The sequence below is a fragment of the Collinsella tanakaei genome, assembly GCF_030373545.1.
Taxonomy (GTDB): Bacteria; Actinomycetota; Coriobacteriia; order Coriobacteriales; family Coriobacteriaceae; genus Collinsella; species Collinsella tanakaei_C.
Genome location: NZ_JAUDCO010000001.1, coordinates 85,634 through 112,024, shown reverse-complemented (window position 1 = coordinate 112,024; position 26,391 = coordinate 85,634). Strand labels below are relative to the sequence as shown.

The following is a 26,391-nucleotide window of genomic DNA, read 5'->3' as shown; positions in this document are numbered from 1 at the left end:
GGCGTCAACCCATAAGCGTCGCGCCCTTCCTTCCATCTACCGAGGAGGTGATATACCGGTGAGCGATTCCACCTTGCTTCGCATGAGGGATATCTGCAAGAACTTCCCTGGCGTGCGCGCCCTGCAAAACGTTGACTTCAACCTCAACAAGGGCGAGATCCACGCGCTGATGGGTGAGAACGGCGCAGGCAAGTCCACCCTGATCAAGGTACTGACCGGTGTATACGAGAAAGACGGGGGCGATATCTTCCTGGAGGGCAACGACAAGCCCGTCATCATCCGTTCTCCGCAGGACGCCCAGGACGTGGGCATCGCTACGGTGTACCAGGAGATCACCCTCTGCCCCAATCTGACCGTCGCCGAGAACATCTACATCGGCCGCGGTCACACCAAGATCGAGAACTGGCGCAAGATGAACGCCGATGCCGACAAGATCCTCCAGAATCTGGGCATCCCGGTGCGCGCCAAGCAGCAGCTCGGCAGCTGCTCGATCGCCATGCAGCAGATGGTCGCCATCGCGCGCGCGGTCGACATGGACTGCAAGGTCCTGATCCTCGACGAGCCGACCTCGTCACTCGATGAGCAGGAGGTCGAGAAGCTGTTCCAGATGATGCGCCAGCTCAAGGAGCGCGGCGTCGGCATCATCTTCGTCACTCACTTCCTGGACCAGGTCTACGAGGTCTGCGACAAGATCACGGTCATGCGCGACGGCAAGCTCGTCGGCGAGTACGAGATCGAGGACCTGCCGCGCGTGAAGCTGGTTGCCGCCATGCTCGGCAAGCAGATGAACGACATGGACGACATCAAGGGCGACTACCCCGAGTATGCGGGCGAGGGCGCCGGCTCCGCCGTGTTCTCGGTCGAGGGCCTGTCCAGCAACACCGGCATCGCGCCGTTTGACTTCGAGACCCGCAAGGGCGAGGTCAACGGCTTCACCGGCCTGCTCGGCTCGGGCCGCTCCGAGAGCGTCCGCGCCATCTTCGGCGCCGACCATGTGACGGGCGGCACCGTGAAGAAGAACGGCGAGACCATCAAGATCTCCAAGCCGCTTGACGCCATGAAGAACGGCATCGCCTACCTGCCTGAGGACCGCAAGGGCGACGGCATCATCGGCGCGCTGTCCGTGCGCGAGAACATCATCCTGGCCAACCAGGTTCTGCGCGGCTTCTTCAAGCCCTACAGCAAGGCCGAGACCTACAAGATTGCCGACGAGTACATCAAGCTGCTCGACATCAAGACGGCTTCGGCCGACACGCCGATCGAGTCGCTGTCCGGCGGCAACCAGCAGAAGGTCATCCTGGCGCGCTGGCTGTTCACCCACCCGGACTACCTGATCCTCGACGAGCCGACCCGCGGCATCGACATCGGCACCAAGGTCGACATCCAGAAGCTCGTGCTGCAGCTGGCGAGCGAGGGCATGAGCTGCACGTTCATCTCCTCGGAGCTCGACGAGATGCTGCGCACCTGCTCGCGCCTCGCCGTCATGCGCGACCGCAAGAAGGTCGGCGAGCTCACGGGTGACGACCTGAACCAGGACACCATCATGAGCACCATCGCAGGAGGTGAGGAATAGTGGCTGAGACGAAAAGCAAGGGAGGCGCCCTCGCGCATATCCTGCACAGCCAGATCATTATCCCGATCGCTGCGCTTTTGCTGCTGGTTGTGTTCAACCTGATCGCCGACCCGTCCTTCTTCGAGATTTCGATGGGCACGGACAACGCGGGCAACCCGGTTCTTTCCGGCTACATCATTTCCATTCTTAACAACGGTTCCGAGCTGGCGATTCTCGCCATCGGCATGACGCTGGTCACCGCGGCCACGGGCGGACAGGACATCTCCGTCGGCGCGACGATCGCCGTGGCGGGCTCCGCCATGCTCGCCGTGCTGTGCGGCGGCAACATGCGTCCCGACACCCTGGCGGCGCCCATCATCGTCGCCTTTTTGGTCGGATGCGCTGCCGGCATGCTGTGCGGCGCGTTCAACGGCATCATGGTCGCCGGCTTCAAGGTGCAGCCGATGGTTGCGACCCTGATCCTGTACACCGCCGGCCGCTCCATCGCCGCGTGGATCAACAACAACCAGCTGCCGATCATCTCCGACGAGACCTTCTCGTACTTCGGCGGCTTCATCCCGGGTATCCCCATCCCGACGCCCTGCTTCATCGCGATCATCTGCATCGTCGTGACGTTTTTGGCGCTCAAGTTCACGAACCTCGGTCTGTACGTCCAGTCGGTCGGCATCAACGAGAAGGCCGCCCGTCTGAACGGCCTGAACCCGGTGTTCATCAAGTTCATCACGTTCGTGATCCTGGGCCTGTGCGTCGCGGTCGCCGCGCTGATCAAGGTGAGCCGCATCTCCACCATCAACTACAACAACATCGCTGCCGACATCGAGATGGACGCCATCCTGGCGGTCGCTCTCGGCGGCAACGCGCTGTCCGGTGGTAAGTTCAACATGGGCGCTTCGATCATGGGCGCCTACATCATCCAGTTCCTGACCACGACGCTGTACAAGTTCAACGTGGCCTCCGCGGCTCTGCCTGCGTACAAGGCCATCGTCGTCATCCTGCTCGTCGTGCTCAGCGCCCCCGTGGTGCGTCAGAAGCTGTCGGCGCTGTGGAACAAGATGCGCAGCCCCAAGCAGACTGAAGTGGAGGCGGCATAAATGGCTCTTCTCGCAAAGCTCGCCAAAGGCGGCTCCAAAGAGGGTAAGCGCAGCCTCACCGACACCAACCTGTTGCTGATCATCACGGTTGTCGTCTTTATCCTCATGTACCTGTTTGCCATGGTCGTCCTGGGCAAGGGCTTCCTCAAGTGGCAGACGTTCTTCAACATCCTGAACGCCAACGCCCCGCTGCTCATCACCGCATGCGGCCTTACGATCGTCATGATATGCGGCAGCATCGACATCTCCGTCGGCGGCGTCGTCGGCCTCGTTACCATGTGCTGTGCCGTGAACCTTGACTATCAGGGCGGAAGCCCGCTGACCGCGCTGCTCATCGCGCTCGGCATCGGTCTTGCCTTCGGCCTGATCCAAGGTTTCCTCGTGGCGTACTTGGACATCCAGCCGTTCATCGTGACGCTTGCCGGCATGTTCTTCGCGCGCGGCATGACCACCATCGTGCACACCGAGCCCTTCAACGTCGAGAACGAGGCGTTCGGCGCCCTTATGCGCACGCGCATCTACATCCCGTTCTTGGGCTCGCCCAACAACTCCGGTGTGTTCATGCCCGCCTATATGGAGATCGGCGTGGCCGTCGCCCTTATCATCGTCGTGCTGCTGTTCGTCGGCCTGCGCTGGACGAGCCTGGGCCGTAGCTTCTACGCGCTGGGCGGCAACCGCCAGAGCGCCCTCATGCTCGGCATCAACACCAAGCGCTCGCTGTTCCTGGCGCACCTCATCAGCGGCCTGCTCGCTGGTATCGCCGGCTTCGTGTACATCATGCACTCCGGCTCCGGCGCCGTCACCAACGCGAGCGGCATGGAGATGAACGCGATCGCGGCCTCCATCATCGGCGGCACCATGCTCACCGGTGGCGTGGGTAACATCGCGGGCACGTTCTTCGGCGTGCTCTCGCTGTCCACGATCCAGAACATCGTCTCCTCCGCCGGCTTCGACGAGGCCTGGTGGTCCAAGATCACCGTCGCCGCGATGATCTGCCTGTTCCTGGTTATCCAGAGCGTCGTTCTGGCGCGTAAGAAGCAAGTCGAGTGACGCCGGCTGCCGAAACCCGATACCCCTTCGCCGCAAGGGCCGAGCTCAAATAACTCGGCCCTTGCGGCGTGCCGTGGGGTATCTTTGGTAGTGGGGCTCCAACGCGGGGCTCCGTATCGCCAACGATTGCGAGAAGGGATCTAGCTCATGATGCTCAAAGAATTGCGCGAGAAGGTCTACGAGGCCAACATGGACCTTCCCAAGCACGGATTGGTCGTATTCACCTGGGGCAATGCCTCTGAGCTCGACCGCGAGAGCGGCCTGTTCGTGATCAAGCCCTCCGGCGTGGATTACGAGGACCTGTCGCCTGAGTCCATGGTCGTGTGCGACCTGGACGGCAAGGTGGTCGAGGGCAACCTCAATCCGTCCTCCGATACCGCGACGCATGCGTACATCTATCGCGAGTGGGGCGACAAGGTCGGCGGCGTGGTGCACACGCACTCCGCTTGGGCGGTGTCCTGGGCGCAGGCCGGCCGCGACGTGCCCGCCTACGGCACGACGCACGCCGACTACTTCTACGGCCCGATTCCGTGCATGCGTGGCCTGACCGAGGCCGAGATCGAGGAGGCCTACGAGCTCAACACCGGCAAGGTCATCGTCGAGGGCTTCACCGAGCGCGATATCGATCCGGTCGCCGTGCCGGCGGTGCTCGTGCGCAACCATGGCCCCTTCAGCTGGGGCAAGGATGCCGCGCAGGCCGTTTACCATGCCGTGGTGCTCGACGAGGTCTGCAAGATGGCGGCCCGCACCGAGATGCTGCAGGCCGGCGTCGGTCCTGCTCCGCAGTATCTGCAGGACAAGCACTATATGCGCAAGCATGGTCCCAACGCCTACTACGGCCAGGGCGGTGCGCACTAGCGCGTGCGCTCGCATCATCTGCATGCTGGAACCCCGCCTCTGCGCGGGGTTCTTTTTTGACGCGCGGCCGACAAGATGGGGACGGGTTCAACCCCGTCGCGACGGGGTTGAACCCGTCCCCATCTTGTCGCTTGAATCTCTTTTCGTGAAGTGAGTGCTTAGATTCGGAATCGCTTTGTATACCGCAGCGATAGCAATTACTGTACCTGCTGATTTGTGCTTTGGGCGCGCGGTTCTACTCGGGAGATTCGATTTGAAGCACTCACTTCGCGCGCGTTACTGCCAGGAGCGGATGAGGGCGCGGTAGCGGGCGGCGTAACGGCTGCCGCGTTGCCAGATGAGGGCGAAGTCGTGTTCGATCGATACGTCACCGGGCGTGGCATCGTACAGCTCCCCGCAGCGCAGCTCCTCCTCGACGGCAACGCGGTACAAAAACGAGATGCCTGCGCCCGCTCGCACGCATGCCTTGATGGCGGGAATGCTCGCCACCTCGATAGCGCCTGCGAAGTTATCGACCGAGAAGTTGCGTACAGCGAGATAGCGTTCCAGGATCTCGCGCGTGCCCGATCCCGGTTCGCGCAGGATGAGGCGGCAGCCAAGCAGGTCCTCAAGCCGTGCCGGCGCAATCGGTTCGCTCGCAACGGCGATATAGGGCTCATGGGAGAAGACGGCGCTGTCGAAGGTTTTTCGGTCAAACGATCCCTCGACCAGCGCGAAGTCGATATCGCCCTGGTCGATGAGGGCAACGAGCTCGGATGTGTTGCCCGTGCGCATGAGGATGCGCTCGTCGGGATGGCGGGTCAGGTGCTCGGCGAGCAGGCGCGGGGCGACAAAGTCGGCGACGGTGCGCGTGCAGCCGAAGCGTAGCGGCGGTCGTACAACGTCAACGGATGCGAGCACATCAAGTTCGCTCCGCAGGCGCGCGTCGTCGTTTTGCATCACGTCGAGCGCGTGGTAGAGCAGCTCGCCGGCTTGCGTCGGTTCGATCCCGCGCCCCGCCTTGGTGAACAGAATGCAGCCGTAGTGGTGCTCGAGCTGCCGAATATGCTGCGAGACCGCCGGCTGCGTGATATGGAGCGCGGCCGCTGCATGCGTGTAACTGCGCAGGCGATACACCTCAAGAAATGTGCGAGCTCGGTAATCCAGCATCGCGCTCCTCCTTCGCGCCGCATCGTTCCTCATATCATCAGAAACTCTTATAAGAAGATAAGCAAAAGAACGGTATTCATTATAGCTGCAGGTCATAGCATGGTATCGAAACAATCGATACCAAGGAAAGGCGTGCACATGGAGCTGCTGAAGGATTTCAAAGGTATGTGGCGCGGCGTGCTTTTCGCGCTGGTCGTCGCTGTGCCGGCATGGCTGCTCGGCAAACAGTTCGAGGTGATCGGGGGCCCGGTGTTCGCCATTCTCATCGGCATGGTGTTGGCGCTTGTGGTACCCGAGGCGGCTGGCGAGCCGCTGCAGAAGGGCATCAAGTTCACGTCGAAGAAGATCCTGCAGTACGCGGTGATTCTGCTCGGCTTCGGCCTGAACCTGGCACAGATTGCGCAGGTCGGCGCCACGTCGCTGCCCATTATCGTGTCGACCATCGCAACGTCGCTCATCGTGGCCTTCATCCTGTGCCGCGCCCTCAAGATTCCGAGCAAGATCTCGACGCTCATCGGCGTGGGCTCGTCCATCTGCGGCGGCTCGGCCATCGCGGCGACCGCGCCGGTAATCGACGCCGATGACGAGGAGATCGCTCAGTCCATCAGTGTGATCTTCCTGTTCAACGTCATCGCTGCGCTCGTGTTTCCCACGCTCGGCGGCATGCTCGGTCTGACCAACGAGGGCTTCGGCCTCTTCGCCGGCACGGCGGTAAACGATACGTCGTCGGTGACAGCTGCGGCCGCCGCGTGGGACGGCATGCATCCGGGTGCGAATACGTTGGATGCAGCCACCATCGTCAAGCTCACGCGTACGCTCGCCATCATCCCTATCACGCTTGCGCTGGCATTTTGGCAAGTGCGCCAGGCCAAGCGCGCCGCGGCAGCGGGCGAGGGGAGCGGTCAGGCTGCGGGCACCTTCGACCTCAAGAAGATCTTCCCGTTCTTCATCGTCTTTTTCGTGCTCGCGAGCGTAATTACCACGGTGTTCGCCCTGCCGACGGACATCACGGCGCCCATCAAGGAGCTCTCCAAGTTCTTCATCATCATGGCGATGGCTGCTATCGGCTTCAACACCAACATCGTCAAGCTCGTGCGCACCGGCGGCAAGCCGATCCTCATGGGTCTCGCCTGCTGGATCGCCATCGCGGCGGTGTCCCTGGGCATGCAGCACGTGCTCGGGATTTGGTAACCAAAGCCGAATCCGAGCTTATTGAGGAAAACAACACTATCTACCAGCGAAAAGCAACCGCCAGGCGCCTGGCGGTTGCCTGCATTTCGTCCCAAAATGCAGCCCAGCGGTTGGTAGAATGGGCTTCGCGGCGCCTGCATACTGGAGATGCCGGCAAGCATTGCAGCCCCAATCGAAAGGCCGACCATGAGCTTTCGCGACAACCTCCAGCACCTGCGTGCCACGCGCAACATGACCCAAGAGCAGCTCGCCATGCTGCTCGGCGTATCCCGTCAATCGGTAACCAAATGGGAGGCAGAAAAGAGCTATCCCGAGATGGACAAGCTCCTCAAGCTCTGCCAGATTTTCGAATGCACACTCGACGACCTCGTACAGGGCGACCTGACCGGCCGTGCGCCAGAGCCCAAGACGGCATCTATCCCCGTCGGTCCGCCGACCGACATCTGCGGCTACGACGAGCATCAACGCATGATGGCTTGGAAGGTCCCCACGGGCGTTGCGACCATCCTGGTCGGCATCGCCATCGGGCTGTTCTTTGAAGGCGCGGTCGACTTGGCTTCGGTGGGAGCGCGCGACGGCCTCTTCGTCATCATTGTTCTTGCGGGTATCCTCGTCGGCCTTGCGTTCCTTGTCCCCGCCGGTATGGACCACACTGCGTTCATCAAGGCGCACCCTTTCGTCGAGGACTTCTACACCGAGGATGATCGCCTGGGCGCACGTAAAGCGTTTACGGTCGGTCTCATCATGGGCATCGCCCTCATTTTTGTGGGTATCGGCTGCCTGGTCATGCTCGAGGAGATGGCCACCGAAAACGTTGCCCTGTTCTTCCTGCTGTTCTTCATCGCGCTGGGCGTGTGGAACATCATCCATTACGGCATGCTGCTCGGCCGCACCGATGTCGCAGAATACAACCGTTCCGTTGCGGAGGACCTCGAGGTCGAGGACATCGTCAGCGCGCAGCTGGACGACGAGCGCCGCGAGGCTTTGCTGGCGAGCAAGCGTGCCGACCAAAAGATCGGCGCTGTATGCGGCGCCATCATGATCGTGGCCACTATCATCGCGTTTGTGCTGCTGTTCGCGCCGGTGCTGTCTTCTCCCGACCCCGACGCCTTCGAGCCACTCGGCACCTCGTCTGCATGGTTTTGGGTCGCCTGGCCCATCGGCGGCATGCTGTGTGGCATCGTTACCATCCTTATGAAGGCTTTCGGCAAGCAAGAGTAACAAGATGGACAAGATGGGGGCGGGTCAATTTGTGTCGCTGCGGACAACGCTAACGGTCACTGCACGCCGCTAAAGTGACCAAATCGGCCGCTGCTCCAAAGTTATCCACCGCCTACCAATTTCAGCGTATAGACAGCGCCGCTTACGGGTTTACTGGAATTGTCAGTAAGGCCACCGCGCCGCAAGGCGCCCGACAGCTAGGAGACCATTATGGGACTGAAGGCTGACGAGACGATACCCCTGAGCTTCGAGGAGCTCCTCAACTACCTGCGCTCCAAGACTCGCGTGTTTATGGACATCGATGATGATCAGTACTACATCACGCATACCGATGGGTACTGGCGCGTCCAGGACTGCTCGAAGCTGAACGACAAGGGTCGCTTCACCGATTGCTCCGAGCTGGTCACGACGCTTTCCGAGATGGCCGAGCTTCCGTGGCGCGACGGCAAGAGCCTGCACGACTTGTGCGATTCCGCTACGTTCTACGAGTCCATCCAGGAGGGCTGGGAGAAGTAAACGGCATTTGCCGAGCTCCTTGCGACAAGCCTTTCCCCCGGCGCCCGCCGATGCTTCCGTTCGCATCGGCGGGCGTTCTTTGTGCGCCTCGGGCATGTGGAAAGCCTATGCCGAGTGCTTGCGCATGCACCGGGGGATGACGGGAGTCGTTGAAGCCGTTGGGCCAGAAGTGAGCTAAGCGACGCAGAGAAATCTCGCCTTGCGCGCTCGGACCCAGACCGTTTGTTTGGTTCGGAAACACGTCAGGATGGTGCGCCTGCCGGGGCAAGAGGTGCGTGTCGCACGCACGAGGCCCCATCATTCTTGAAGAGCTGCCGCACGAGCATTGTTGACGATAATCCGGTATCGGACTACAATGCCCCGAGGAAATCCGAAATCGGACAGAATGCTGACCCACGAGGAGCGATGGTATGGAGCACGACGCGATGCCCGCCCCGCACGCCAAGGCACCCACGGACCCGAGGGAACTCGACTGCCTGTACAAAGAGGCGGATCGCATCTATTACGGGTTCGCGCGACGATGCGGCCTTTCCACCTGCGCGTACTGGATGATGTACGACATCGAGCGGGGAGAGGGCTCGATCGCGCTGCGCAGCCTGACCGACTCATGGGCGTTCAGCAAGCAGACCATCAACTCGGCGATCAAATCGCTCGAGGCAAAAGGCCTGATCGAGCTGGCGTTCGAAGAGGGGAGCCGCAAGAACAAGGTGGCATCCTTCACCGACGAGGGCCGCGCATTTGCCGCGCGCTACATCGTTCCCGCTCAGCAGGCGGAGCGCCGCGCGTTCTGCGCGCTTCCTCCCGAGGACCGCATCGCGTTGCTCGCCCTTGCGCGCGAGTACACCCAAGCGCTCGCCGCCGAGTTTGAACGCACCGAGTTCGCGGCGGGCGAGTGAGCGTGCCCCATGCGCACGCGCATAACATCGGCAGGTAAAACGGTACGAACGGAAAGGATTCCCGCATGAAGCTGCTCATGCGATTCTTGAAGCCCTATAAGAAGCTCGTGGCCATCACGCTCATCGTATTGTTGCTCGACAACACGGGCACCTTGCTGGTGCCCACGATGCTGGCCAACATGGTCAACACCGGTATCGCCAACGGCGACCTCGACCACCTCATCAGCGGCGGCGCGTTCATGCTCGGCGCCTCCATGCTGGCGAGCGGCGGCGCGCTCACCGGCGCCTATCTCGCCGCGCGCCTGTCGTCCAACGTCGGTCGCGACATCCGTAACGCCATCTACGACAGCTCGCTGGCGTTTTCGAGCAGCGACTTCGAGCGGTTCGGCACCGGCTCGATGATCACGCGCACCTTAAACGACATCAACGTCATTCAGCAGTCCATCATCGCGACGATCCAGATGGTGCTGCCGCTGCCGTTTCTGTGCGTCGTCGGCATCACGATGGCCTGCCTGATCGATTGGCAGATGGGCCTTTTGCTCGCCGTGGTGACGGCGGTCGTGCTCGTGATCGCCGCGCTGACCATTGCCAACGCGGCACCGATCTTCATGCGCCTGCAAAAGCTCATCGACCGAATGAACATCGTGCTGCGCGAGAGCATCATCGGTGTGCGCGTCATCCGTGCCTTCACCAAGGAGCGGCACGAGGAGCGTCGTCTGGACGAGGTGTTCTCGGATTACGCGTCGTCGGCCATCAAGGTGAATATGATGTTCGCCGGCGTGGATGCGGCAAGCTTCTTCCTCATGAATATCACCGAGGTCGCGGTGCTGTGGCTGGGTGGCGACCGTGTGGGCGCGCATGCCATGGAGATCGCGAGCATCTCGGCGGTGCTCGAGTACGCCATGCTCATCCTGTTCTACATCATGGCGGCCCAGATGGTCGCGCTCACGCTGCCGCGTGCCATCGCCTGCTTGAATCGCGCCGACGAGGTCATCAGCCTGACGCCCGAGATCCTAGATGGCCAAGCGGCCTCGGACGCGGCCGCGGACGCCGGCGATACGGCAGGGTCCGACGTCGTGGCGGCGTTTGACCACGCGACGTTCCGCTTCTCGGATGCGGATGAGGACACCCTGCACGACCTCGACTTCGTATGCCGTCGCGGGCAGACGACCGCGATCATCGGCTCGACGGGGTCGGGCAAGTCGACTGTGGCCAAGCTCCTGCTGCGCTTCCACGACGTGACGGACGGTGCGGTGAGGTTCTGCGGCCGCGACATCCGCGAGATGGCCCAAAGCGAGCTGCACGAGCGCATCGCCTACGTGCCGCAGAAGGCATGGCTGTTCAGCGGCACGATCGCCAGCAACTTGCGTTTCGGCAACGAGGAGGCCTCTGAGACGCAGATGCGCCACGCGATCGAGGTCGCACAGGCCGAGTTCGTCTACGAGCAGCCCGGGCGCCTGGAGGCGCGCGTGGCGCAGGGCGGTACGAACTTCTCGGGCGGCCAGCGCCAGCGCCTGTCCATCGCGCGCGCCCTCATGAAGCGCGCCGACCTGTACATCTTTGACGACAGCTTCTCAGCGCTCGACTTCAAGACCGATGCCGCCCTGCGTCGCGCGCTCAAGCCCGAGACGCGCCACGCCGCGGTGCTCATCATCGCGCAGCGCATTTCAACGATCCTACATGCCGATCAGATCATCGTGCTCAAGGACGGTACGGTTGCCGGCAAGGGCACGCACGAGGAGCTCATGGAGAGCTGCGAGGTGTACCGCGCCATCGCGGAATCGCAGATGAAGGGAGGTGAGCGCCATGGCGCGTAAGGACGAGCTCAAGCAGGACGAGCGCGAGCAGGACAAGGTCCCGCTGGACGAGCAGCTTGTCACGACCGGTGCGGCATCTGAGGAGGACGCCCCCGAGGTCCCGCGCGATACCTGGGGCACCGTGCGTCGCCTGTGGGCGGAGTCGCGCGGCCAGCACTGGCGCTTCGTCGTCGTCATCGTCTCCATCGTGTTCTACACCGGTTTCAGCGTTGCGGCGCCGGCGTACAGCGCGCACGTTATCGACCTGCTGTGGACCGAGATCCAGGCCGCTTTCGCCCAGGGCCGCGACTTTGTCGTCACCTGGGAGCACGGCGGTCGCGATATCGCAATCTACCTGGGCATCTGGACCCTCGCGTTTGCGTTTTATTCCGCGCAGACCTTCACCATGGCGAGTTTCGCCGAGCGCCTGAACCTCATGCTGCGCAACCGTATCGCGCGCAAACTCAACCGCCTGCCGCTCGCGTTTTTCGACTCGCACAAGCCCGGCGAGGTGGTGAGTCGCGCTACCAACGACCTCGACAAGATGTCCGAGGTGCTGCAGACCGGCCTGCTGCGCCTGCTCATGTCCATCGGCAGCGTGTGCGGCGCCATCGTGATGATGTTCGTGTACAGCCCGCTTCTGGCCTGCATCTTCCTTGTGTTCTCGGCGCTCGCGATCCTCCTTACCAAGATCGCCGCCAAGCGCACGCTCGCGCTTGCGGCCGAGCGCCAGTCGTGGGTGGGGCATCTCACCGGCGCGGTCGAGGAGGCCTACAGCGGCCGTGTGATCATCCGCGCGTTCAACCGCGAGCGCGCGAGCTCGGCCGACATCCACCGGCTCTCGCAGGAGCTGGCCGACGCGAGCCGGCGCGCGGACTTTCTGACCAACGCTGCCGCGCCCGCGATCCGCTTCGTGGGACGCCTGTGCCAGGTGGTCATCGCGGTCATCGGCTGCGCCATGCTGGTCGCCGGACGTTTGACCGTCGGTACGTTCCAGGCGTTCTTCCAGTACATCATGCAGGCGTCCGAGCCGCTCACGCAGATGTCCATGACCATCAACACGCTGCAGAGCGCGCTGGCGAGCGTGGAGCGCGTGTTCGACGTGCTCGACGAGGCCGAGATCGAACCCGATCCGGCGCCCGAGCTCGCGGCGCACGTGGAGCAGCCGGTCTGCGGCCGCGTGGCGTTCGAGCACGTCCGCTTCGGCTACGATCCGGAGCGCCCGCTCATGCGCGACGTGTCGTTCACCGCTGAGCCGGGTCGCAAGATCGCCATCGTCGGCGCGACGGGCGCGGGCAAGACGACCCTCATCAACCTGCTCATGCGCTTCTACGAGATCGACGGCGGCCGCATCACGCTCGACGGCGTGGACACGCATGCCATGAGCCGCGCCGAGCTGCGGCAGAACTTTGGCATGGTGCTTCAGGACGCATGGCTGTTCGAGGGGACGATTGCCGAGAACATCGCGTACGGCCGCCCCGACGCCACGCGCGAGGAGATCGTGCGCGCCGCCAAGATGGCGCACGTCGACTTCTTCGTCCGCACGATGCCCGATGGCTACGACACGCGGGTCGAAAACGACGCCGAGAACATCAGCCAGGGTCAGCGGCAGCTGCTGACGATCGCGCGCGTGATTCTGACCGACCCCAAGATCCTCATCCTGGACGAGGCAACTTCGAGCGTGGACACGCGTACCGAGCACGCCATCGTGCACGCGATGGAAAACCTCATGGCCGGGCGTACGAGCTTTGTGATCGCGCATCGCCTATCGACCATCGTGGACGCCGATCTCATCTTGGTCATGAGCGCGGGCACGATCATCGAGCAGGGCACGCACGAGGAGCTGCTCGAAGCTGGCGGCGCCTACGCGGCGCTGTATAACTCCCAGTTCATGTAGGGGACGCAGCCCGAGCGCCCGATGTGGGAAACGTCCGACGTATTTCACATCGGGCGTCAGACAAGATGGTGACAGATACAAACTCGTCGGCCACCTTGTCGAAAAAAGCGCGCGGTCCCGCCGTGGGGCCGCGCGCCTTGTGTTACTCCTCGCCCTTGAGTTCGAACTTGCCTTCGTTGGGCGGGCGCAGGGTGGTGAGCCCCGAGTAGTCGACCTCCGCCGAGCTCGGCTTCATCTCGCCGGGTGCGTACCAGTCGAGCGCGCAGTCGATCCACGCGTTCCAGAACGGCCATTCGTGGGAGCCGATCTCGGGCTCCCAGTAGGTCACGTCAAAGCCGGCGTCCTCGAGCAGGTGCACGACCTCGCGGTTGTTCTCGCACAGGTTGTCGTGCTCACCGCACGCGCCGTAGAACTTAGGTCTAGGCAGGTCGGGGTCCTGCTTGAAGCGGTCGATGAGCGCGACGTAATCCTTCTCGCTGCCGATGACCGTGTCCAGATCGCCGAACCAGCGCTCGTAGGAGCGGCGCTTGCGCGGGCTGTGCGACTCGACCGCCTCCAGCACACGGTCGCGCATGAACGCACCGGACAGCGCGACGATGCTGCCGAAGCGGTCGGGGCGCAGCAGGCCGTTGATGAGCGCGGTGTAGGCACCGATCGAGATGCCCGCCAGGCAGGTGTCCTCGCGTTTGCGCGACAGCGGGAACAGATGGCGCGTCACGTCGACAAGCTCCTCGCTGATGAACTTGCCGTGCCATTCGTTGATCTCGGGCTTGTCGAGGTACAGCCCGTCTTCGCCCGACGGCATGATGACCACGACGTCGCGCGCCTCGGCGGTCTCGACCACATGGGTCTTGTCGATCCAGTCGTAGTCGCGCCCGAACAGGCCGTGCAGCAGGTACATGGTGCGATACGGGCCCTGGCGGCGCTTGGCGCGCTTGGCGCCGTCCATCTTGTCGACGGGGACGACAGCGGTCAGTATGACGTTGCGCTGGAGATAATTGGAGTAAAAGTCGACCTTGAGCAATGCCATAGCGAATCTCTCCCTCGAGAAGCCGCGTTCGTGTTTCGGTCGTAGGGGGTTATACCCCTTCCATGATACGTGCTGCGCGCCCGTCACGTGCGCTTGTCGGTGCGATTAACGCGACGGAAGCCAATCGAGCGCCTGCGGCAGCGCCTCGTTCCAGAAGTCCCAGTCGTGGCCGCCGGCGAGCTCGCGCTGCTCGACCTCGATACCGGTGCCGCGTAGACGCGCCGCGAGCACGCGGTTGGGCTGTGCGAGCGGGTCGGAGCTGCCCCATGCCATGAACACGCGCGGGCGCGGACGGTCGCAGTACACGACGTCCGCCGCCAGGCGCGCGGGGTCCTTGTCGGAGTCGATCACGTGATCGAGGTCGCCGAACGTGGACTCCAGGAAGGGGCGCGACAGGAAGAACGGCTCGTCGCGGATGAGCGCGTCGAAGTTGTCGATGATCATGGCGGAGGACAGGGCGATGATGCCGCCGAAGTTCTCGGCGTACTTGAAGCCGTTGCGCAGCGCGCCGTAGGCACCCATGGAGATGCCACCGATGAACATGTCCTCGCGGCGCTCGGACAGCGGGAACATGCGGCGCACGACGTGGGGAAGCTCCAGGCCCACGAAGCGGCCGAAGTAGTTGTGCGTCTCGGGGTTGTCCACGTAAAAGGCGTTGTAGCCCGACGGCATCACGATGGCGAGCTCGCGCTCGGCCGCCCATTTGGCGATGCGGGTCTCCGAGATGATGTCGGTGTGGTTGCCGTTGATGCCGTGCAGCAGGATGAGCGTTCGAAACGGCGCCTTGCGCGGGGGATAGGGGGCGGCGTCCCAGGTATGCGGGTCGCGGCGCAGGGCGGCGTCGACCGCCCAGGCGTCGTTGGGGTTGTCGAACGGCAGGATGACGTTGAGCGTCGTCGTGCGCATGAGCGATGAGGAGTAGTAATCGACACTGATGCTGGCCATGGAGGCTCCTTCGGGTTGCGAAATCATACCCTGCCAGTATACCGGTACCAGCTCGCGGGGAGGTGCGACAGGGGTCCGACAAAAGGGGTGCGCTCGCACGACAAGGGCGCATCGTCGTGTCATGCGTTCTCGTTGCCTCGTCAGATTTGCGTTCTCATCTCGTGGGTTTCCGGTGCATGGCAAGACGGGGATGTGCGGTGCCGCTATCATGGAGCGGCATTGCGTGCAGATCAGAAGGGTGTCTATGGAAGACGCATTCTTTTCGTTTATCAGCCAGTTCGGCTATCTTGCCGTGTTCGGCCTCATCTTCTTCGAAAACGTGTTTCCGCCCATCCCCAGCGAGCTCATCCTGCCGCTGTCGGGTTTCCTGGTCATTCAGACCAGCATGGAGCTGCCGCTCGTGATCGTCGCGGCGACCGCCGGTTCCGTCGTGGGCGCGTTCGTGCTCTACGGCATCGGTCGCCTGCTCTCACAGGATCGCCTCGAGGGCTTTTTCGACACGAAGCCCATGCGCCTGCTCGGATTCAAGTCCGATGACGTCTCCAAGGCCATCGGCTGGTTCGACCGTCGCGGGCAGATCACGGTGCTGCTGTGCCGCTGCATTCCCGTGGTGCGCAGCCTGATTTCGATCCCCGCGGGCACGGCGAAGATGAACGTCGTGCGCTTCAGTCTGTACACCCTGGTGGGATCCGCCGTGTGGAACACCGTCCTGTGCAGCCTCGGCTATGCTGCGGGCGGTGCCTGGGAGAGCGTGACCGCGCAGGTCGAGGGCTTCTCGGATATCGTGAAGATCATCCTCATCATCGTCGCCGTCATCGTCGTGGCCTTCTGGGTCGTCAAACGCATCATCCCTAACCTGCGCGAAGACAACAAATAGCTCAAGGGGACGGGGCTGATATGGGCTTCGCCCTTGGACATCTTGTGCTGTACGAGGGGGCGGCCACCAGGGGCGGCGCCACGGGGCGCACCCGGACGCACATCAAAACAGACATCAGGCGGGCCAGGCGGTCCGCCTTCTTTATGCGCCGTTTTCGTCGTGCTTGCCGGCGAGTTCGTTGACGAGTGCCGTGAGCTCCGCCACCTGCTGCTCGAGCTCGTGGATGCGCCGGGCGTTGCCGGCGATGCCCTCGCGGTTCAGGCGCGATGCCTCCTCGACGGGGTCGGGCAGGCTCTCGCGGTGCAGCTTGGCGTCAAAGCTCTCGGCCATCACGCGGCATCCGTTGCGGCGAACCACGCGCCCGGGCACGCCGACCACGGTGGAGTCCGACGGAACGTCCTTGACCACGACGGAGTTGCCGCCGATGCGGACGTTGTCTCCGATCGTGATGTTGCCGAGCACCTTGGCGCCACTGCCCACGGTGACGTTGTTGCCGAGCGTGGGGTGGCGCTTGCCCACCTCGTTGCCCGTGCCGCCAAGCGTGACGCCCTGGTAGAGAGTGCAGTCGTCGCCCACAATCGTCGTCTCGCCGATCACGACGCCCATGGCGTGGTCGATGAACAGGCGGCGTCCGAGCTGCGCTGCCGGATGGATTTCGACGCCGGTGAAGAAGCGGGTGACCTGCGAGACGATGCGCGCGAGGCTGCGCGCGCCATGGTTCCACAGCCAGTGCTCAGGCGTGTGCATCCACTTGGCGTGAAGGCCCGGATACGACAGAAAGATGACGAATCCGTTTTGCGCCGCCGGATCGTTGTGCTTGACGGCAGCGATGTCCTCTTTGATGGTGGTGATGAAGCCCATGGCGGCTCCCCTCGTCTCGCGAATGGGCTAAGTATAACGAATCTATAGCGAATTGCTAGGATTAAAGTTGTCGCCACCCTTGTCAGCCGGGTGCTGTTATACGAATGTAAAAAACTTCGCTCACTCCACCCAAGGGGAGTAGAATCGTGCAATACGCCGCATGCTCGCTCAGCACGGCAGCACGAAACAACAAAGGAGATCAACATGGCGGTCGAAAAGAAGGATATCGATTGGGGCAACATCGGCTTCGCGTATCGTCCCACGGACTATAGCTACGTCTGCAACTACAAGGATGGTGCCTGGGAGGAGGGCGGCCTGACCGCCGACCACACGCTCACGCTTTCCGAGTGCGCCGGTATCTTCCATTACTGTCAGGAGGTCTTCGAGGGCCTTAAGGCCTACACCACCAAGGACGGCAAGATCGTCTGCTTCCGTCCCGACCTCAACGCCAGCCGCATGGCCGACTCTGCACGCCGTATCGTGATGCCGCCGTTCCCCGAGGACAAGTTCCTCGAGGCTGTGAAGATGGTCGTCAAGGCCAACGAGGCATGGGTGCCGCCGTTCGGCTCGGGCGCCACCCTCTATATCCGCCCGTTCATGGTGGCGACCGGCGAGGTCATCGGTGTCAAGCCGGCCGACGAGTACCAGTTCCGCATCCTCGTGACGCCCGTGGGCCCGTACTACTCGGGTGGCGTCAAGCCCGTGGCCGTCAAGGTTCCCGAGTACGACCGCGCCGCGCCCCACGGTACCGGCGCCATCAAGGCGGGCCTCAACTACGCGATGTCGCTGTACCCGAGCGTTCAGGCGCACGCCGAGGGCTTCGCGGACAACATGTTCCTCGATCCTCAGACCCACACCTATGTCGAGGAGTCCGGCGGCGCGAACTTCCTGTTCGTCGACCGCGACGGCAAGCTCGTGGTGCCGCAGTCCGCGACCGACTCGATTCTGCCCTCCATTACGCGTCGCTCGCTGGTGCAGGTCGCCACCGACATGCTCGGCATGGAGGTCGTCGAGCGCCCGGTCAAGTTCTCCGAGGTCGAGGCCGGCGAGTTCGTGGAGTGCGGCATGTGCGGTACCGCGGCTGTGATCAGCCCGGTGGGCAAGGTCGTCAACGGCGCCGACGAGATCGTGTTCGCAAGCGGTATGGAGCAGGTCGGCCCCGTCATGGCCAAGCTCCGTGAGACCCTGACCGCCATTCAGGCCGGTGAGCTCGAGGGGCCCGAGGGCTGGGTCGTCGAGATCTGCTAACGCCAAACGCACCCATAGGGTATCGAGGCCCGGGAGCGCGCACATGCGGCTCCCGGGCCTTTGCGTTAAAACCGCAGCTCGATGGTCATGCGCGAAAAGGGCGTGCGCTCCGTGGCGCGCGGTTGTCGGCAGGATGTGAGCGCCGATTGACCCACGTTGTAAGAGTGCTGCGCGTTGGGCATAATAGCGTCACCTCTGTGCGCTCTGTCGCAAACACACCTTTACCGCACCATCTCCGCCAGGAGACGCAGAACCAAGGAGGAGCAATGAAGTCTCAGCACCAGGCTATCGCTGCCGGTCTCGCCCTAACGCTGGCGTTTGGCACGGCGGCAACCCCGTCCACGTTGTTTGCTAATACCGATACCGACTCCGAGGACGCGCTTGTCGCGGCCGAGGGTACATCCGCCGACGGCACCGGCACCGGAGAGGACGAGGCGTCCGAGGAGCTCCCGGCGCCCGGCGACTTCGACCGCGCCGACGCGTACGTCGATGATCCTGCGGCCAGGGCCGAGGCCCAGGGCATGCCCTCGATCATGATGCTGTCGGTCAACTCGCTCATGGCGAGCCGCGCCATGAACATCTCGCCGAACTCGCTGTCGAGCGAGATGAAGTATTTCGCCGAGAACGAGAGCGGGAGCAACTACGATCAGGGCTTCAGCTATTACGACGGCTACAACGCCATGGGGTTCTACCAGTTTGACCGCCGCTATTCGCTGGTCGAGTTCATGGAGGCGTGCTACGCCTACGACCCCGACACCTATGCGATGTTCGAGCCGGTCATCGAGCGCGGCGATGAGCTCCGCTCGGGTGACATCTACGATTCATCGACCAAGCGCCTGACCGAGATCGGCCAGCTCGCGCAGGATGCTTGGCACGCGGCATATGCGGCCAACCCGAGCGAGTTCTCCGCGCTGCAGGACGATTTCGCGTATCAGGAGTATTACCTGCCGGTCGAGCGCATCCTGCGCAACACGTTCGGCGTGGACATCTCCGGGCGCGCCGACTGCGTGAAGGGCTTGGCCTGGGGCATGTGCAACCTGTTCGGTTCGGGCGGCTGCCAGAAGTACTTTAAGCTGGCCAAGCTGACCGACGACATGACCGACCGCGAGTTCGTGAACGCGCTGTGCGACGCGGTCGTCGAGAACGTCGGTGGACAGTGGGCTGCCAGCTATCGCGCCCGCTACGAGCGCGAGCGCGCGACCTGCCTGGAGTACATCGCCGAGGATGAGGCCCAGGCCGATAAGCCCGAAGAGGGCGGCGAGCAGCCGGGTGACGGCAACCAGGATGCTGACGTCGGCGACCAGAAGCCCGGGGACGGCAACCAGAATGCTGATGACGGCAACCAGAAGCCCGGCGACGAGGGCGAACAACCCGGAGACGGGGACGGCGAGCAGCCGGATGGCTCGGAGAGCGACGAGCCCGCGGGTAACGGTCCCTCGTCGGACGACGGGAGCGCGCCCAAGCCCGTGCCGCCCGCGAACGATGCGGTAACCGGTGGCACGACCGACAACGGCGCCGGCTCCGATAACGAGTCGGGCGACAACGCCGACAACGGTTCTGGCGGCAACGCCGATAACGGCTCCGGCTCGAACAGCGACAACGGCTCTGACAGCGGATCTGGCAACGATTCCGACAACGGTGACGACAGCGGTGCCGAGGGCAATACCGGCAACAGCGGCCCCGGCTCCGAGGGCGGTTCCGGCGCCGGGAACGGCGCGAGCAACAACGGCTCTGGCGCTGGCGGCGATTCCGACGGCGGCAGCGGTTCCGATAACGCCGCCGACTCCACCGACGACAGCTCCGACAGCGATGCCGGCTCGGCCGACGGCGCCTCGACGGAGGGCTCGCCGTCTGCCGACGACGAGGACGCCTCGGCGAGCACCCAGGAAAAGACCGAGACCGACGATTCCACTGCGAACGACACGTTGACGTCTGACGAGCAGGGCAAGAACCCCGGCAACGACACCTCGACGTCCGAGGAGCAGAAGGGCGAAGACGCCGGGCGCGCCAAGAAGGATGAGCACGCGGCGACCGCCGACGAGCGCGAGAAACTGCCCGCGACCGCCGACGCTGCAAGCATCGGCCTTGCGGTCTCCGCCGGCCTGTCCGCCATCGGCGCCGGCGCCGTGGTCGCCGGCAAGAAGGGCCGCGGGACGCGCGTGCCTTTCGAGGATGGATTCCGCGAGTAGGAGCTTCGCTCGGACAGCATGATTCGCTATGAAAACCCGCCCGCGCGCGAGCGCGCGGGCGGGTTTTCGCTGTAGGCCCTCGGATCTGCGCGAAGTGAGTGCTTAAATTCGAGACCCCTTCGTATACCCTGACAGTAGCAATTTATCTACCTGCGCCGTTGTCGGTCTTATGTCTCGGTATACTCACAGGTTTCTAAATGAAGCACTCACTTCGCGAAGATCGGCAAAAGACATCGGACCGGAAGGGCGGTTCGGGACGTGGCGTCCTGGCTGTCCTGGGCTCCTGCACCTGTTGCGCCGACGAAAAAGAAAGTCCTTGCTTGAAGCACTCCATCATAGTAAAGTGATTGCCGTTGCATTGCAGCGCCGGTCCATGTGGGCTGGCGAATACACCGAAGGGGTTTCACCATGAAAAGCAAGCGCTTCCCGTCGCTCGTCGCCGCCGTCGCGGCGTTCGCCCTCGCGTTCGCGCTGTCGGCGTGCGGCGGCTCTCCCGCGTCCAACGAGAGCGCCGGCTCGTCCGCGCCGGCCGAGGACACCTCCGCGGACATCTCGACCCTCGTCGTGGGCTTCGACCAGTCGTATCCGCCCTACGGCTACGTGGGCGATGACGGCGAGTTCACCGGCTTCGACCTCGATCTGGCCGCCGAGGTCGCCGAGCGCAACGGCTGGGAGGTCCAGTACGAGCCCATCGACTGGGATGCCAAGGACACGCTGCTCGACTCGGGCGCCATCACGTGCATCTGGAACGGCTTCACCATGGAGGGCCGCGAGGACGACTACACCTTCTCGGCGCCCTATATGCTCAACGGCCAGGTCATCGTAGTCAAAGCCGATAGCGGTATCGAGAGCTTCGACGACCTTGCCGGCAAGACGGTGATCACGCAGGTCGACTCCGCGGCGCTCGACGTGCTCGAGGGCGATCAGGCGAGCCTTGCCGCCACGTTTGCCTCGCTCGACCAGATCGGCGAGTACAACACGGCCTTCATGCAGCTCGAGTCCGGTGCGGTCGACGCGGTGGCCTGCGACCTGTCGATCGCCGAGTACCAGATGTCCGCCAAGCCCGACGCCTACGTGCAGCTGCCCGAGATGCTGTCCGAGGAGCACTACGCCGTGGGCTTCAAGCAGGGCAGCGAGGCGCTCGCCGAGCAGGTCACCCAGACCCTGCGCGAGATGGACGAGGACGGCACGGTTGCCGAGCTGTGCGACAAGTACGCCGAGTACGGCCTGTCCTATGAGAACTGGGTGCTCGAGTAACGCACCTCGCATACGCATGGATTACCCGGTGGGAAAATAGGGACTGTCCCTGTTTTCCCACCATTTCGCTGAAGGGATGCGCATGGATATCACGACGATGGCAGGCATGCTGCTGGAGGGCTTCGGCACCACCGTGCAGATCTTCGTGCTCACGCTCGTGGGCTCCATACCGCTCGCGGTACCGGTGGCGCTTGCGCGCATGAGCCGCTTCGCGCCGCTGCGCGCCGTCGCCCGCGTCTACATCTCCATCATGCGCGGCACCCCGCTCATGCTGCAGATGTTCGCCATCTACTTCGCCCCGTACTACGTCTTCGGCATCGAGCTCACGCCCGACTCCAAATGGCAGGCGTGCATCGTGGCGTTCATCATCAACTACGCGGCGTACTTCGCCGAGATCTACCGGAGCGGCATCCAGTCCATCCCGCGCGGCCAGTACGAGGCCGCCGAGGTCCTGGGCTATACGCGCGTGCAGACCTTCGTGCGCATCGTGTTGCCCCAGGTGGTCAAGCGCATCCTGCCCGCCATGGGCAACGAGATCATCACCCTGGTCAAGGACACGTCGCTCGCCTTCGCCATCGGCGTGGCCGAGATGTTCTCGACCGCCAAGGCGCTCGTCGCCTCGCAGGTGAGCATGGTGCCGTTTGCCATCTCGGCGGCGTTTTACTGGGTGTTCAACTTCCTGGTCGAGACGCTTATCGGCATCGCCGAGAAGCGCCTGGACTACTATCACGACTGACGCGCGCGGCGAGACGCAAAAACCGGCGAGGACGAGGAGATAAGATGGCAGAGCCGATCTTTTCCATGGAGCACGTGGGCAAGGCCTTTGGCGACCACGTCGTGCTGCGCGATATCACGCTGGACGTGCGGCCCGGCGAGGTCGTGGCGATCATCGGCCCCTCGGGCGGTGGCAAGTCCACGCTGCTGCGCTGCGCGACCATGCTCGAGCGCATCGACGCGGGCTCGTTGCGCTACGGCGACGTCACGGTTGCGAGCACGGGGTCAACAGGGCAGGTTGCCTACGTCAAGGGCGACGAGCTGCGTCGCGCCAAGAGTCGCTTCGGTCTGGTCTTCCAGAGCTATAACCTGTTTCCGCATATGACGGTCATGCGCAACATCATGGACGCGCCGATTGCGGTGCAGAAGCGCGATCGAGCGGAGGCGGAGCGCCAGGCCCGCTCGCTTATCGAGAAGATGGGCCTTGTCGGCACCGAGGACAAAGTGCCCTGCCAGCTCTCGGGTGGCCAGCAGCAGCGCGCAAGCATCGCGCGGGCCCTTGCCCTGAATCCCGACATTCTCTTTTTTGACGAGCCGACCTCCGCGCTCGACCCCGAGCTCACCGGCGAGGTGCTGAAGGTCATCCGTCAGCTTGCGGCCGAGGACATCACCATGATCATCGTGACGCACGAGATGGCGTTTGCCCGCGACGTCGCCGACCGTGTGGTCTTCATGGACGGCGGGACCATCGTGGAGCAGGGCGCGCCCGATCAGGTGCTGGGCAACCCGCAGCAGGAGCGCACGCGCGCGTTCCTCGCCCGTTACAACGCGTGATAAACGTCGGGTGCGATCGCGTGCGGTCGGCTAGTTTTCGTCCTTGATGAGGTCGATGGCCTCGCGGATCTTGTGAAGCGACTCGGCGCCGTCGCTCAGGCGGAACATCATGGCCGTGTAGAGCGAATCGATGATGGCGAGCTGCGCGTAGCGACAGGAGAGGGACTCGGGGCGGTAGCGCGTCTCGTCGGAGGTCGAGACGAACGTGATGTCCGCGAACTCGGAGATCTTCTGCGACGGGTAGCTCGTGATGAGGATGACGCGCGCGCCGGCGTTGTGCGCCAGCTGGGCCACCGCGTACATCTCGCGCGTGGCGCCGGTGTGGGTGATCACGACGGCGCAGTCGTCGGGCGTGAGCATGGCGGCCTGCATGAGCTGCATGTGCGAATCCATGACGGCGTGGCAGGGGATGGGCGAGCGCAGGAACTTCTGGTAGGCGTCCATCGCAATGACGCCCGACTCGCCGCATCCGTAAAACGAAATGCGCGCGCTGCCGAGCAGAAAGTCGAGCGCGAGCTCCAGATCCTCGCGCTTGAGCAGCGCCAGGGTGTCGTTGAGCGACTTGGCGCTCGAGTGGATGATCTTGTGGGCGACCGTGAGGGGGTCGTCCTCGGGGGTCACGTTCTCGTGGATCGAGATCTGCGGGTCGAACTCCTCGGCAAGCAGATCGGTGCGGAAATCGCGGAATCCGCGGTACCCGAGCTTCTTGGTAAATTTGAACACCGTCGAGTCCGCAACGCCGAGCTGCGCGGCCATCTCGTTGATGGTCATGCGCGAGGCGAAGCGCGGGTCGTCGAGGATGAAGTCGGCGATGCGCTGCTCCTTGGTGGAAAGCGAGGGGGAGAGCGCCTTGATCTTAAGGAGAACGGTGTTTCGTGCCATCGTGGGATTCCCGGATTGTAGAGCGACAGGTACAGGGCGCATCGCGGCGAATATAGCGTGATGCGACGCGCTTTGTATTCAATATAGCGGCGTCCGCACCGCAGGACGAAAAAATATCGCGAACGGAAGTAGAAAAAAATAATTTTCTAGTACGAAGACGCGGCCAAGCGACCGGGGACGGTGCCGCGAGAAGCGTGAACGGTAAAATGCGAGCGATAATAAATCATTCTAACGACCGCGAGATAAAAACCTACAAAATGAAGTACATTTTGCCGTACGCACAGAACAGATATCTACCAGCAGAAACTATTAAAGGTGACTTCGCATGTAAGCGGTATCACATTTCGGCGCTGTATGTGTACTAAATTCGGCAGACGATAACTTACACACCGTTCACCAATTAGGAAAATTTTTTCTTTCGAGACACTATAAAAACACATAGAATCTTCGTCATAGGGGCTCTGTGCCCAAAGGCTGCCTTGGCGTGGAGGGCCCGCGCCCAGGCGAAGGGGGAAATGGAGCGGACGCACTCCATCGCTTCCGGAAAAGAGGAGAGAAAGGAAAGGCATAATGACACTATTGCAAGCATTGCTGATTGCCCTGTTTGTTGCGGCAATCGAATCGCGCGCACTCGGTTATGCAACCCTCACCATGCGTTTCTCGCCGCTTATGGCGGGCTTCTGGGTCGGTCTGATCCTCGGCGACATGCACCAGGCCATGATCGTCACCGCGACCATCCAGCTGATCTACATGGGCGTCGTCGCCCCCGGTGGCGCTATGCCCTCCGAGCCCGCGGTGGCTTCCGCCATCGCCGTGTCCGTCGCCTGCATCGGTGACCTGGACCCCGAGGCCGCAGTCGCCATCGCCGTGCCTGTCGGTCTCATGGGCAGCTACCTCTACCAGCTCCGCTTCTTCCTGAACACGATCTGCGTGAGCCGCATGGACGCCTGCGCCCTCAAGGCTGACACCCGCAACCTGCAGCTGTGGATCGGCCTCGTGCCCTCCCTCATCGGCTTCGCGCTGTTCGTCCCGACCATCACCATCGCCCTGTACCTGGGCGCCCCGGTCATCTCCGACTTCATGAACATGATCAGCGACGGCCCCGTGCTGCACGCGCTCGACGTCGTCTCCGGTGGTCTTGCCGCCCTCGGTATCGCCATCACCATGCACGTCATCGGCTCCCGCAAGCTGCTCGTGTTCTTCTTCCTGGCCTACTTCCTGGTCGTGCTCACCACCCAGGCCGGCATGAGCATCACGATGATCACCTGGGCCGTCTTCGGCGTCATCATCGCCTTCTGCTACAACATGTTCACCACGAAGGCCGACGCCTAGTCGCGCCCGAGCCCTGCTATCCATAGAAAGGAAGGGATTTTACGATGAGTGAAGCTGTCGAGAAGCTTTCCCAGGATATCAACGATTATCTAGACGAAGACGGCATGATTCACGCCGATCCCCGTTTGATGCTCGGTGAGGCCAACAAGCCCGACGAGATCACCAACAAGGACATCCTCAAGACGTGGTTCCGCTTCTGGTGGGCCAACGAGGTCCCGCACACCTTCGACCGCATGATCGCCCCCGCGTTCTGCTTCGGCCTGATCCCCGTGCTCAAGAAGCTCTACAAGAACAAGGTCTTCCTGGCCGAGGCCCTTCAGCGCCACCTGCAGTTCTTCAACACCCAGGCTGTCTGGGGCGGCGGCATCATCTCCGGCATCACCGTCTCGCTCGAGGAGGAGCGCGCCAAGGCGCTCAACGCCGGCGAGGAGGCGCTTGACGCCACGATGATCCAGAACACCAAGATCGGCCTGATGGGCCCGCTGGCTGGTGTCGGCGACTCCATCGACTCCGGTACCGTTCAGTACATCTGCATCTCGCTGTTCCTGGGCCTGTGCCAGGAGGGCAACCCGCTCGGTGCCGTCATGCCGTTCGTGTGCTTCGCCACCGCGACCTTCATCTACGGCTACCTGTTCACCCGCATGGGCTACACCATGGGCCGTCGCGCCGCGCTCGAGGTCATGAAGGGCGGCCGCATCAAGTCCATCATCGACGCGCTCGGCGTGCTCGGTCTGTTCATGATGGGCGCCATGGCGGCCAGCTACGTCAAGCTGACCACCCCGATCCAGGCCGACCTGTCCGGCAAGCCCTTCGTGCTCCAGGAGACCCTGGATGGCATCATCCCCGGCATCCTGCCCCTGATCGCCGTTATGGCCCTGTTCTTCTTCTTCCAGAAGAAGGGCATGAAGGTCACCCAGGCCATGCTCGGCTTCACGGTCATCCTGATCGTGCTCGCGGTCATCGGCATCCTCTAATCGGATTTGA

At 63.0% G+C, this 26,391-nt stretch carries 23 protein-coding genes; 18 read left to right on the top strand and 5 right to left on the bottom strand.

What is annotated here, in order from left to right; all coding sequences use genetic code 11:
• The first annotated feature begins 58 nt into the window (after positions 1-58).
• The 4 genes from QUW00_RS00410 to QUW00_RS00395 all read left to right on the top strand — a co-directional run bounded on the left by QUW00_RS00410 (position 59) and on the right by QUW00_RS00395 (position 4,572).
• On the top strand, positions 59-1,573 hold the full coding sequence (locus QUW00_RS00410) for a sugar ABC transporter ATP-binding protein (RefSeq protein ID WP_289612433.1): 1,515 nt from the start codon (positions 59-61) through the stop codon (positions 1,571-1,573).
• Positions 1,573-2,664 (top strand): ABC transporter permease, encoded by a 1,092-nt coding sequence (locus QUW00_RS00405; protein WP_289612432.1) that lies wholly within the window; start codon positions 1,573-1,575, stop codon positions 2,662-2,664. Before QUW00_RS00410 ends, QUW00_RS00405 begins: the two co-directional genes overlap by 1 nt.
• Complete coding sequence (locus tag QUW00_RS00400) at positions 2,665-3,714, top strand: ABC transporter permease (protein WP_235422850.1); 1,050 nt, start codon at positions 2,665-2,667, stop codon at positions 3,712-3,714.
• Between the two features lie 147 nt (positions 3,715-3,861).
• Positions 3,862-4,572 carry an L-ribulose-5-phosphate 4-epimerase gene (locus QUW00_RS00395; protein WP_289612431.1) on the top strand — a complete coding sequence of 237 codons (711 nt, stop codon included), beginning with the start codon at positions 3,862-3,864 and terminating at the stop codon, positions 4,570-4,572.
• A gap of 276 nt (positions 4,573-4,848) precedes the next feature.
• On the opposite strand, the gene QUW00_RS00390 is transcribed toward QUW00_RS00395, so the two are convergent.
• Positions 4,849-5,721 carry a LysR family transcriptional regulator gene (locus QUW00_RS00390; RefSeq protein WP_289612430.1) on the bottom strand — a complete coding sequence of 291 codons (873 nt, stop codon included), beginning with the start codon at positions 5,719-5,721 and terminating at the stop codon, positions 4,849-4,851.
• 138 nt (positions 5,722-5,859) lie between these two features.
• Between QUW00_RS00390 and QUW00_RS00385 the strand changes: the two genes are divergently transcribed.
• From QUW00_RS00385 to QUW00_RS00360, 6 genes are all read left to right on the top strand, one after another.
• On the top strand, positions 5,860-6,912 hold the full coding sequence (locus tag QUW00_RS00385) for a YeiH family protein (RefSeq protein ID WP_289612429.1): 1,053 nt from the start codon (positions 5,860-5,862) through the stop codon (positions 6,910-6,912).
• Between the two features lie 186 nt (positions 6,913-7,098).
• A complete protein-coding gene (locus QUW00_RS00380) occupies positions 7,099-8,133 on the top strand; it encodes a helix-turn-helix transcriptional regulator (RefSeq protein ID WP_289612428.1) in 1,035 nt (344 codons plus the stop codon).
• A gap of 210 nt (positions 8,134-8,343) precedes the next feature.
• Positions 8,344-8,649: a CDP-alcohol phosphatidyltransferase gene (locus tag QUW00_RS00375; protein WP_289612427.1), complete on the top strand. Its 306-nt coding sequence runs from the start codon at positions 8,344-8,346 to the stop codon at positions 8,647-8,649.
• A gap of 410 nt (positions 8,650-9,059) precedes the next feature.
• Positions 9,060-9,545 (top strand): MarR family winged helix-turn-helix transcriptional regulator, encoded by a 486-nt coding sequence (locus tag QUW00_RS00370; RefSeq protein WP_289612426.1) that lies wholly within the window; start codon positions 9,060-9,062, stop codon positions 9,543-9,545.
• Between the two features lie 65 nt (positions 9,546-9,610).
• Positions 9,611-11,362: an ABC transporter ATP-binding protein gene (locus QUW00_RS00365; protein WP_289612425.1), complete on the top strand. Its 1,752-nt coding sequence runs from the start codon at positions 9,611-9,613 to the stop codon at positions 11,360-11,362.
• Positions 11,352-13,238: an ABC transporter ATP-binding protein gene (locus tag QUW00_RS00360; RefSeq protein WP_289612424.1), complete on the top strand. Its 1,887-nt coding sequence runs from the start codon at positions 11,352-11,354 to the stop codon at positions 13,236-13,238. Before QUW00_RS00365 ends, QUW00_RS00360 begins: the two co-directional genes overlap by 11 nt.
• A 142-nt stretch (positions 13,239-13,380) precedes the next feature.
• Here the strand turns inward: QUW00_RS00360 and QUW00_RS00355 are convergent, their stop codons facing one another.
• Both QUW00_RS00355 and QUW00_RS00350 read right to left on the bottom strand, forming a co-directional pair.
• Positions 13,381-14,268: an alpha/beta hydrolase gene (locus tag QUW00_RS00355; RefSeq protein ID WP_289612423.1), complete on the bottom strand. Its 888-nt coding sequence runs from the start codon at positions 14,266-14,268 to the stop codon at positions 13,381-13,383.
• Between the two features lie 105 nt (positions 14,269-14,373).
• Positions 14,374-15,213: an alpha/beta hydrolase gene (locus QUW00_RS00350; protein WP_289612422.1), complete on the bottom strand. Its 840-nt coding sequence runs from the start codon at positions 15,211-15,213 to the stop codon at positions 14,374-14,376.
• A 244-nt stretch (positions 15,214-15,457) separates the two neighbouring features.
• On the opposite strand from QUW00_RS00350, the gene QUW00_RS00345 reads away from it, so the two are divergent.
• A complete protein-coding gene (locus QUW00_RS00345) occupies positions 15,458-16,090 on the top strand; it encodes a DedA family protein (protein WP_289612421.1) in 633 nt (210 codons plus the stop codon).
• 141 nt (positions 16,091-16,231) lie between these two features.
• On the opposite strand, the gene cysE is transcribed toward QUW00_RS00345, so the two are convergent.
• Positions 16,232-16,951, bottom strand: coding sequence for a serine O-acetyltransferase (gene cysE / locus QUW00_RS00340; protein WP_289612420.1), 720 nt, complete (start codon positions 16,949-16,951; stop codon positions 16,232-16,234).
• A gap of 198 nt (positions 16,952-17,149) precedes the next feature.
• Between cysE and QUW00_RS00335 the strand changes: the two genes are divergently transcribed.
• The 5 genes from QUW00_RS00335 to QUW00_RS00315 all read left to right on the top strand — a co-directional run bounded on the left by QUW00_RS00335 (position 17,150) and on the right by QUW00_RS00315 (position 23,193).
• Positions 17,150-18,199, top strand: coding sequence for a branched-chain amino acid aminotransferase (locus QUW00_RS00335; protein WP_289612620.1), 1,050 nt, complete (start codon positions 17,150-17,152; stop codon positions 18,197-18,199).
• A 266-nt stretch (positions 18,200-18,465) separates the two neighbouring features.
• A complete protein-coding gene (locus QUW00_RS00330) occupies positions 18,466-20,388 on the top strand; it encodes a fibronectin-binding protein FnbA (RefSeq protein ID WP_289612419.1) in 1,923 nt (640 codons plus the stop codon).
• Positions 20,389-20,796: 408 nt separating this feature from the next.
• Positions 20,797-21,645, top strand: a complete 849-nt coding sequence (locus QUW00_RS00325; RefSeq protein WP_289612418.1) for an amino acid ABC transporter substrate-binding protein — start codon at positions 20,797-20,799, stop codon at positions 21,643-21,645.
• An 82-nt stretch (positions 21,646-21,727) separates the two neighbouring features.
• Positions 21,728-22,381 carry an amino acid ABC transporter permease gene (locus QUW00_RS00320; protein WP_289612417.1) on the top strand — a complete coding sequence of 218 codons (654 nt, stop codon included), beginning with the start codon at positions 21,728-21,730 and terminating at the stop codon, positions 22,379-22,381.
• Positions 22,382-22,425: 44 nt separating this feature from the next.
• Positions 22,426-23,193 carry an amino acid ABC transporter ATP-binding protein gene (locus tag QUW00_RS00315; RefSeq protein WP_289612416.1) on the top strand — a complete coding sequence of 256 codons (768 nt, stop codon included), beginning with the start codon at positions 22,426-22,428 and terminating at the stop codon, positions 23,191-23,193.
• A gap of 30 nt (positions 23,194-23,223) precedes the next feature.
• On the opposite strand, the gene QUW00_RS00310 is transcribed toward QUW00_RS00315, so the two are convergent.
• A complete protein-coding gene (locus QUW00_RS00310) occupies positions 23,224-24,075 on the bottom strand; it encodes a MurR/RpiR family transcriptional regulator (RefSeq protein ID WP_289612415.1) in 852 nt (283 codons plus the stop codon).
• A 570-nt stretch (positions 24,076-24,645) separates the two neighbouring features.
• On the opposite strand from QUW00_RS00310, the gene QUW00_RS00305 reads away from it, so the two are divergent.
• On the top strand, positions 24,646-25,407 hold the full coding sequence (locus tag QUW00_RS00305) for a PTS mannose/fructose/sorbose/N-acetylgalactosamine transporter subunit IIC (RefSeq protein ID WP_235422832.1): 762 nt from the start codon (positions 24,646-24,648) through the stop codon (positions 25,405-25,407).
• A 44-nt stretch (positions 25,408-25,451) separates the two neighbouring features.
• Entirely contained in the window at positions 25,452-26,381 is a 930-nt protein-coding gene (locus QUW00_RS00300) for a PTS system mannose/fructose/sorbose family transporter subunit IID (RefSeq protein ID WP_289612414.1), read from the top strand.
• Positions 26,382-26,391: the final 10 nt, after the last annotated feature.

Excerpts from the sequence above, each read along its gene's own strand:
- QUW00_RS00400 (WP_235422850.1), top strand. The coding sequence starts at position 2,665 with ATGGCTCTTCTCGCAAAGCTCGCCAAAGGCGGCTCCAAAGAGGGTAAG.
- QUW00_RS00395 (WP_289612431.1), top strand. The coding sequence starts at position 3,862 with ATGATGCTCAAAGAATTGCGCGAGAAGGTCTACGAGGCCAACATGGAC.
- QUW00_RS00390 (WP_289612430.1), bottom strand. The coding sequence starts at position 5,721 with ATGCTGGATTACCGAGCTCGCACATTTCTTGAGGTGTATCGCCTGCGC.
- QUW00_RS00385 (WP_289612429.1), top strand. The coding sequence starts at position 5,860 with ATGGAGCTGCTGAAGGATTTCAAAGGTATGTGGCGCGGCGTGCTTTTC.
- QUW00_RS00380 (WP_289612428.1), top strand. The coding sequence starts at position 7,099 with ATGAGCTTTCGCGACAACCTCCAGCACCTGCGTGCCACGCGCAACATG.
- QUW00_RS00375 (WP_289612427.1), top strand. The coding sequence starts at position 8,344 with ATGGGACTGAAGGCTGACGAGACGATACCCCTGAGCTTCGAGGAGCTC.
- QUW00_RS00370 (WP_289612426.1), top strand. The coding sequence starts at position 9,060 with ATGGAGCACGACGCGATGCCCGCCCCGCACGCCAAGGCACCCACGGAC.
- QUW00_RS00365 (WP_289612425.1), top strand. The coding sequence starts at position 9,611 with ATGAAGCTGCTCATGCGATTCTTGAAGCCCTATAAGAAGCTCGTGGCC.
- QUW00_RS00360 (WP_289612424.1), top strand. The coding sequence starts at position 11,352 with ATGGCGCGTAAGGACGAGCTCAAGCAGGACGAGCGCGAGCAGGACAAG.
- QUW00_RS00355 (WP_289612423.1), bottom strand. The coding sequence starts at position 14,268 with ATGGCATTGCTCAAGGTCGACTTTTACTCCAATTATCTCCAGCGCAAC.
- QUW00_RS00350 (WP_289612422.1), bottom strand. The coding sequence starts at position 15,213 with ATGGCCAGCATCAGTGTCGATTACTACTCCTCATCGCTCATGCGCACG.
- QUW00_RS00345 (WP_289612421.1), top strand. The coding sequence starts at position 15,458 with ATGGAAGACGCATTCTTTTCGTTTATCAGCCAGTTCGGCTATCTTGCC.
- cysE (WP_289612420.1), bottom strand. The coding sequence starts at position 16,951 with ATGGGCTTCATCACCACCATCAAAGAGGACATCGCTGCCGTCAAGCAC.
- QUW00_RS00330 (WP_289612419.1), top strand. The coding sequence starts at position 18,466 with ATGAAGTCTCAGCACCAGGCTATCGCTGCCGGTCTCGCCCTAACGCTG.
- QUW00_RS00325 (WP_289612418.1), top strand. The coding sequence starts at position 20,797 with ATGAAAAGCAAGCGCTTCCCGTCGCTCGTCGCCGCCGTCGCGGCGTTC.
- QUW00_RS00320 (WP_289612417.1), top strand. The coding sequence starts at position 21,728 with ATGGATATCACGACGATGGCAGGCATGCTGCTGGAGGGCTTCGGCACC.
- QUW00_RS00315 (WP_289612416.1), top strand. The coding sequence starts at position 22,426 with ATGGCAGAGCCGATCTTTTCCATGGAGCACGTGGGCAAGGCCTTTGGC.
- QUW00_RS00310 (WP_289612415.1), bottom strand. The coding sequence starts at position 24,075 with ATGGCACGAAACACCGTTCTCCTTAAGATCAAGGCGCTCTCCCCCTCG.
- QUW00_RS00305 (WP_235422832.1), top strand. The coding sequence starts at position 24,646 with ATGACACTATTGCAAGCATTGCTGATTGCCCTGTTTGTTGCGGCAATC.
- QUW00_RS00300 (WP_289612414.1), top strand. The coding sequence starts at position 25,452 with ATGAGTGAAGCTGTCGAGAAGCTTTCCCAGGATATCAACGATTATCTA.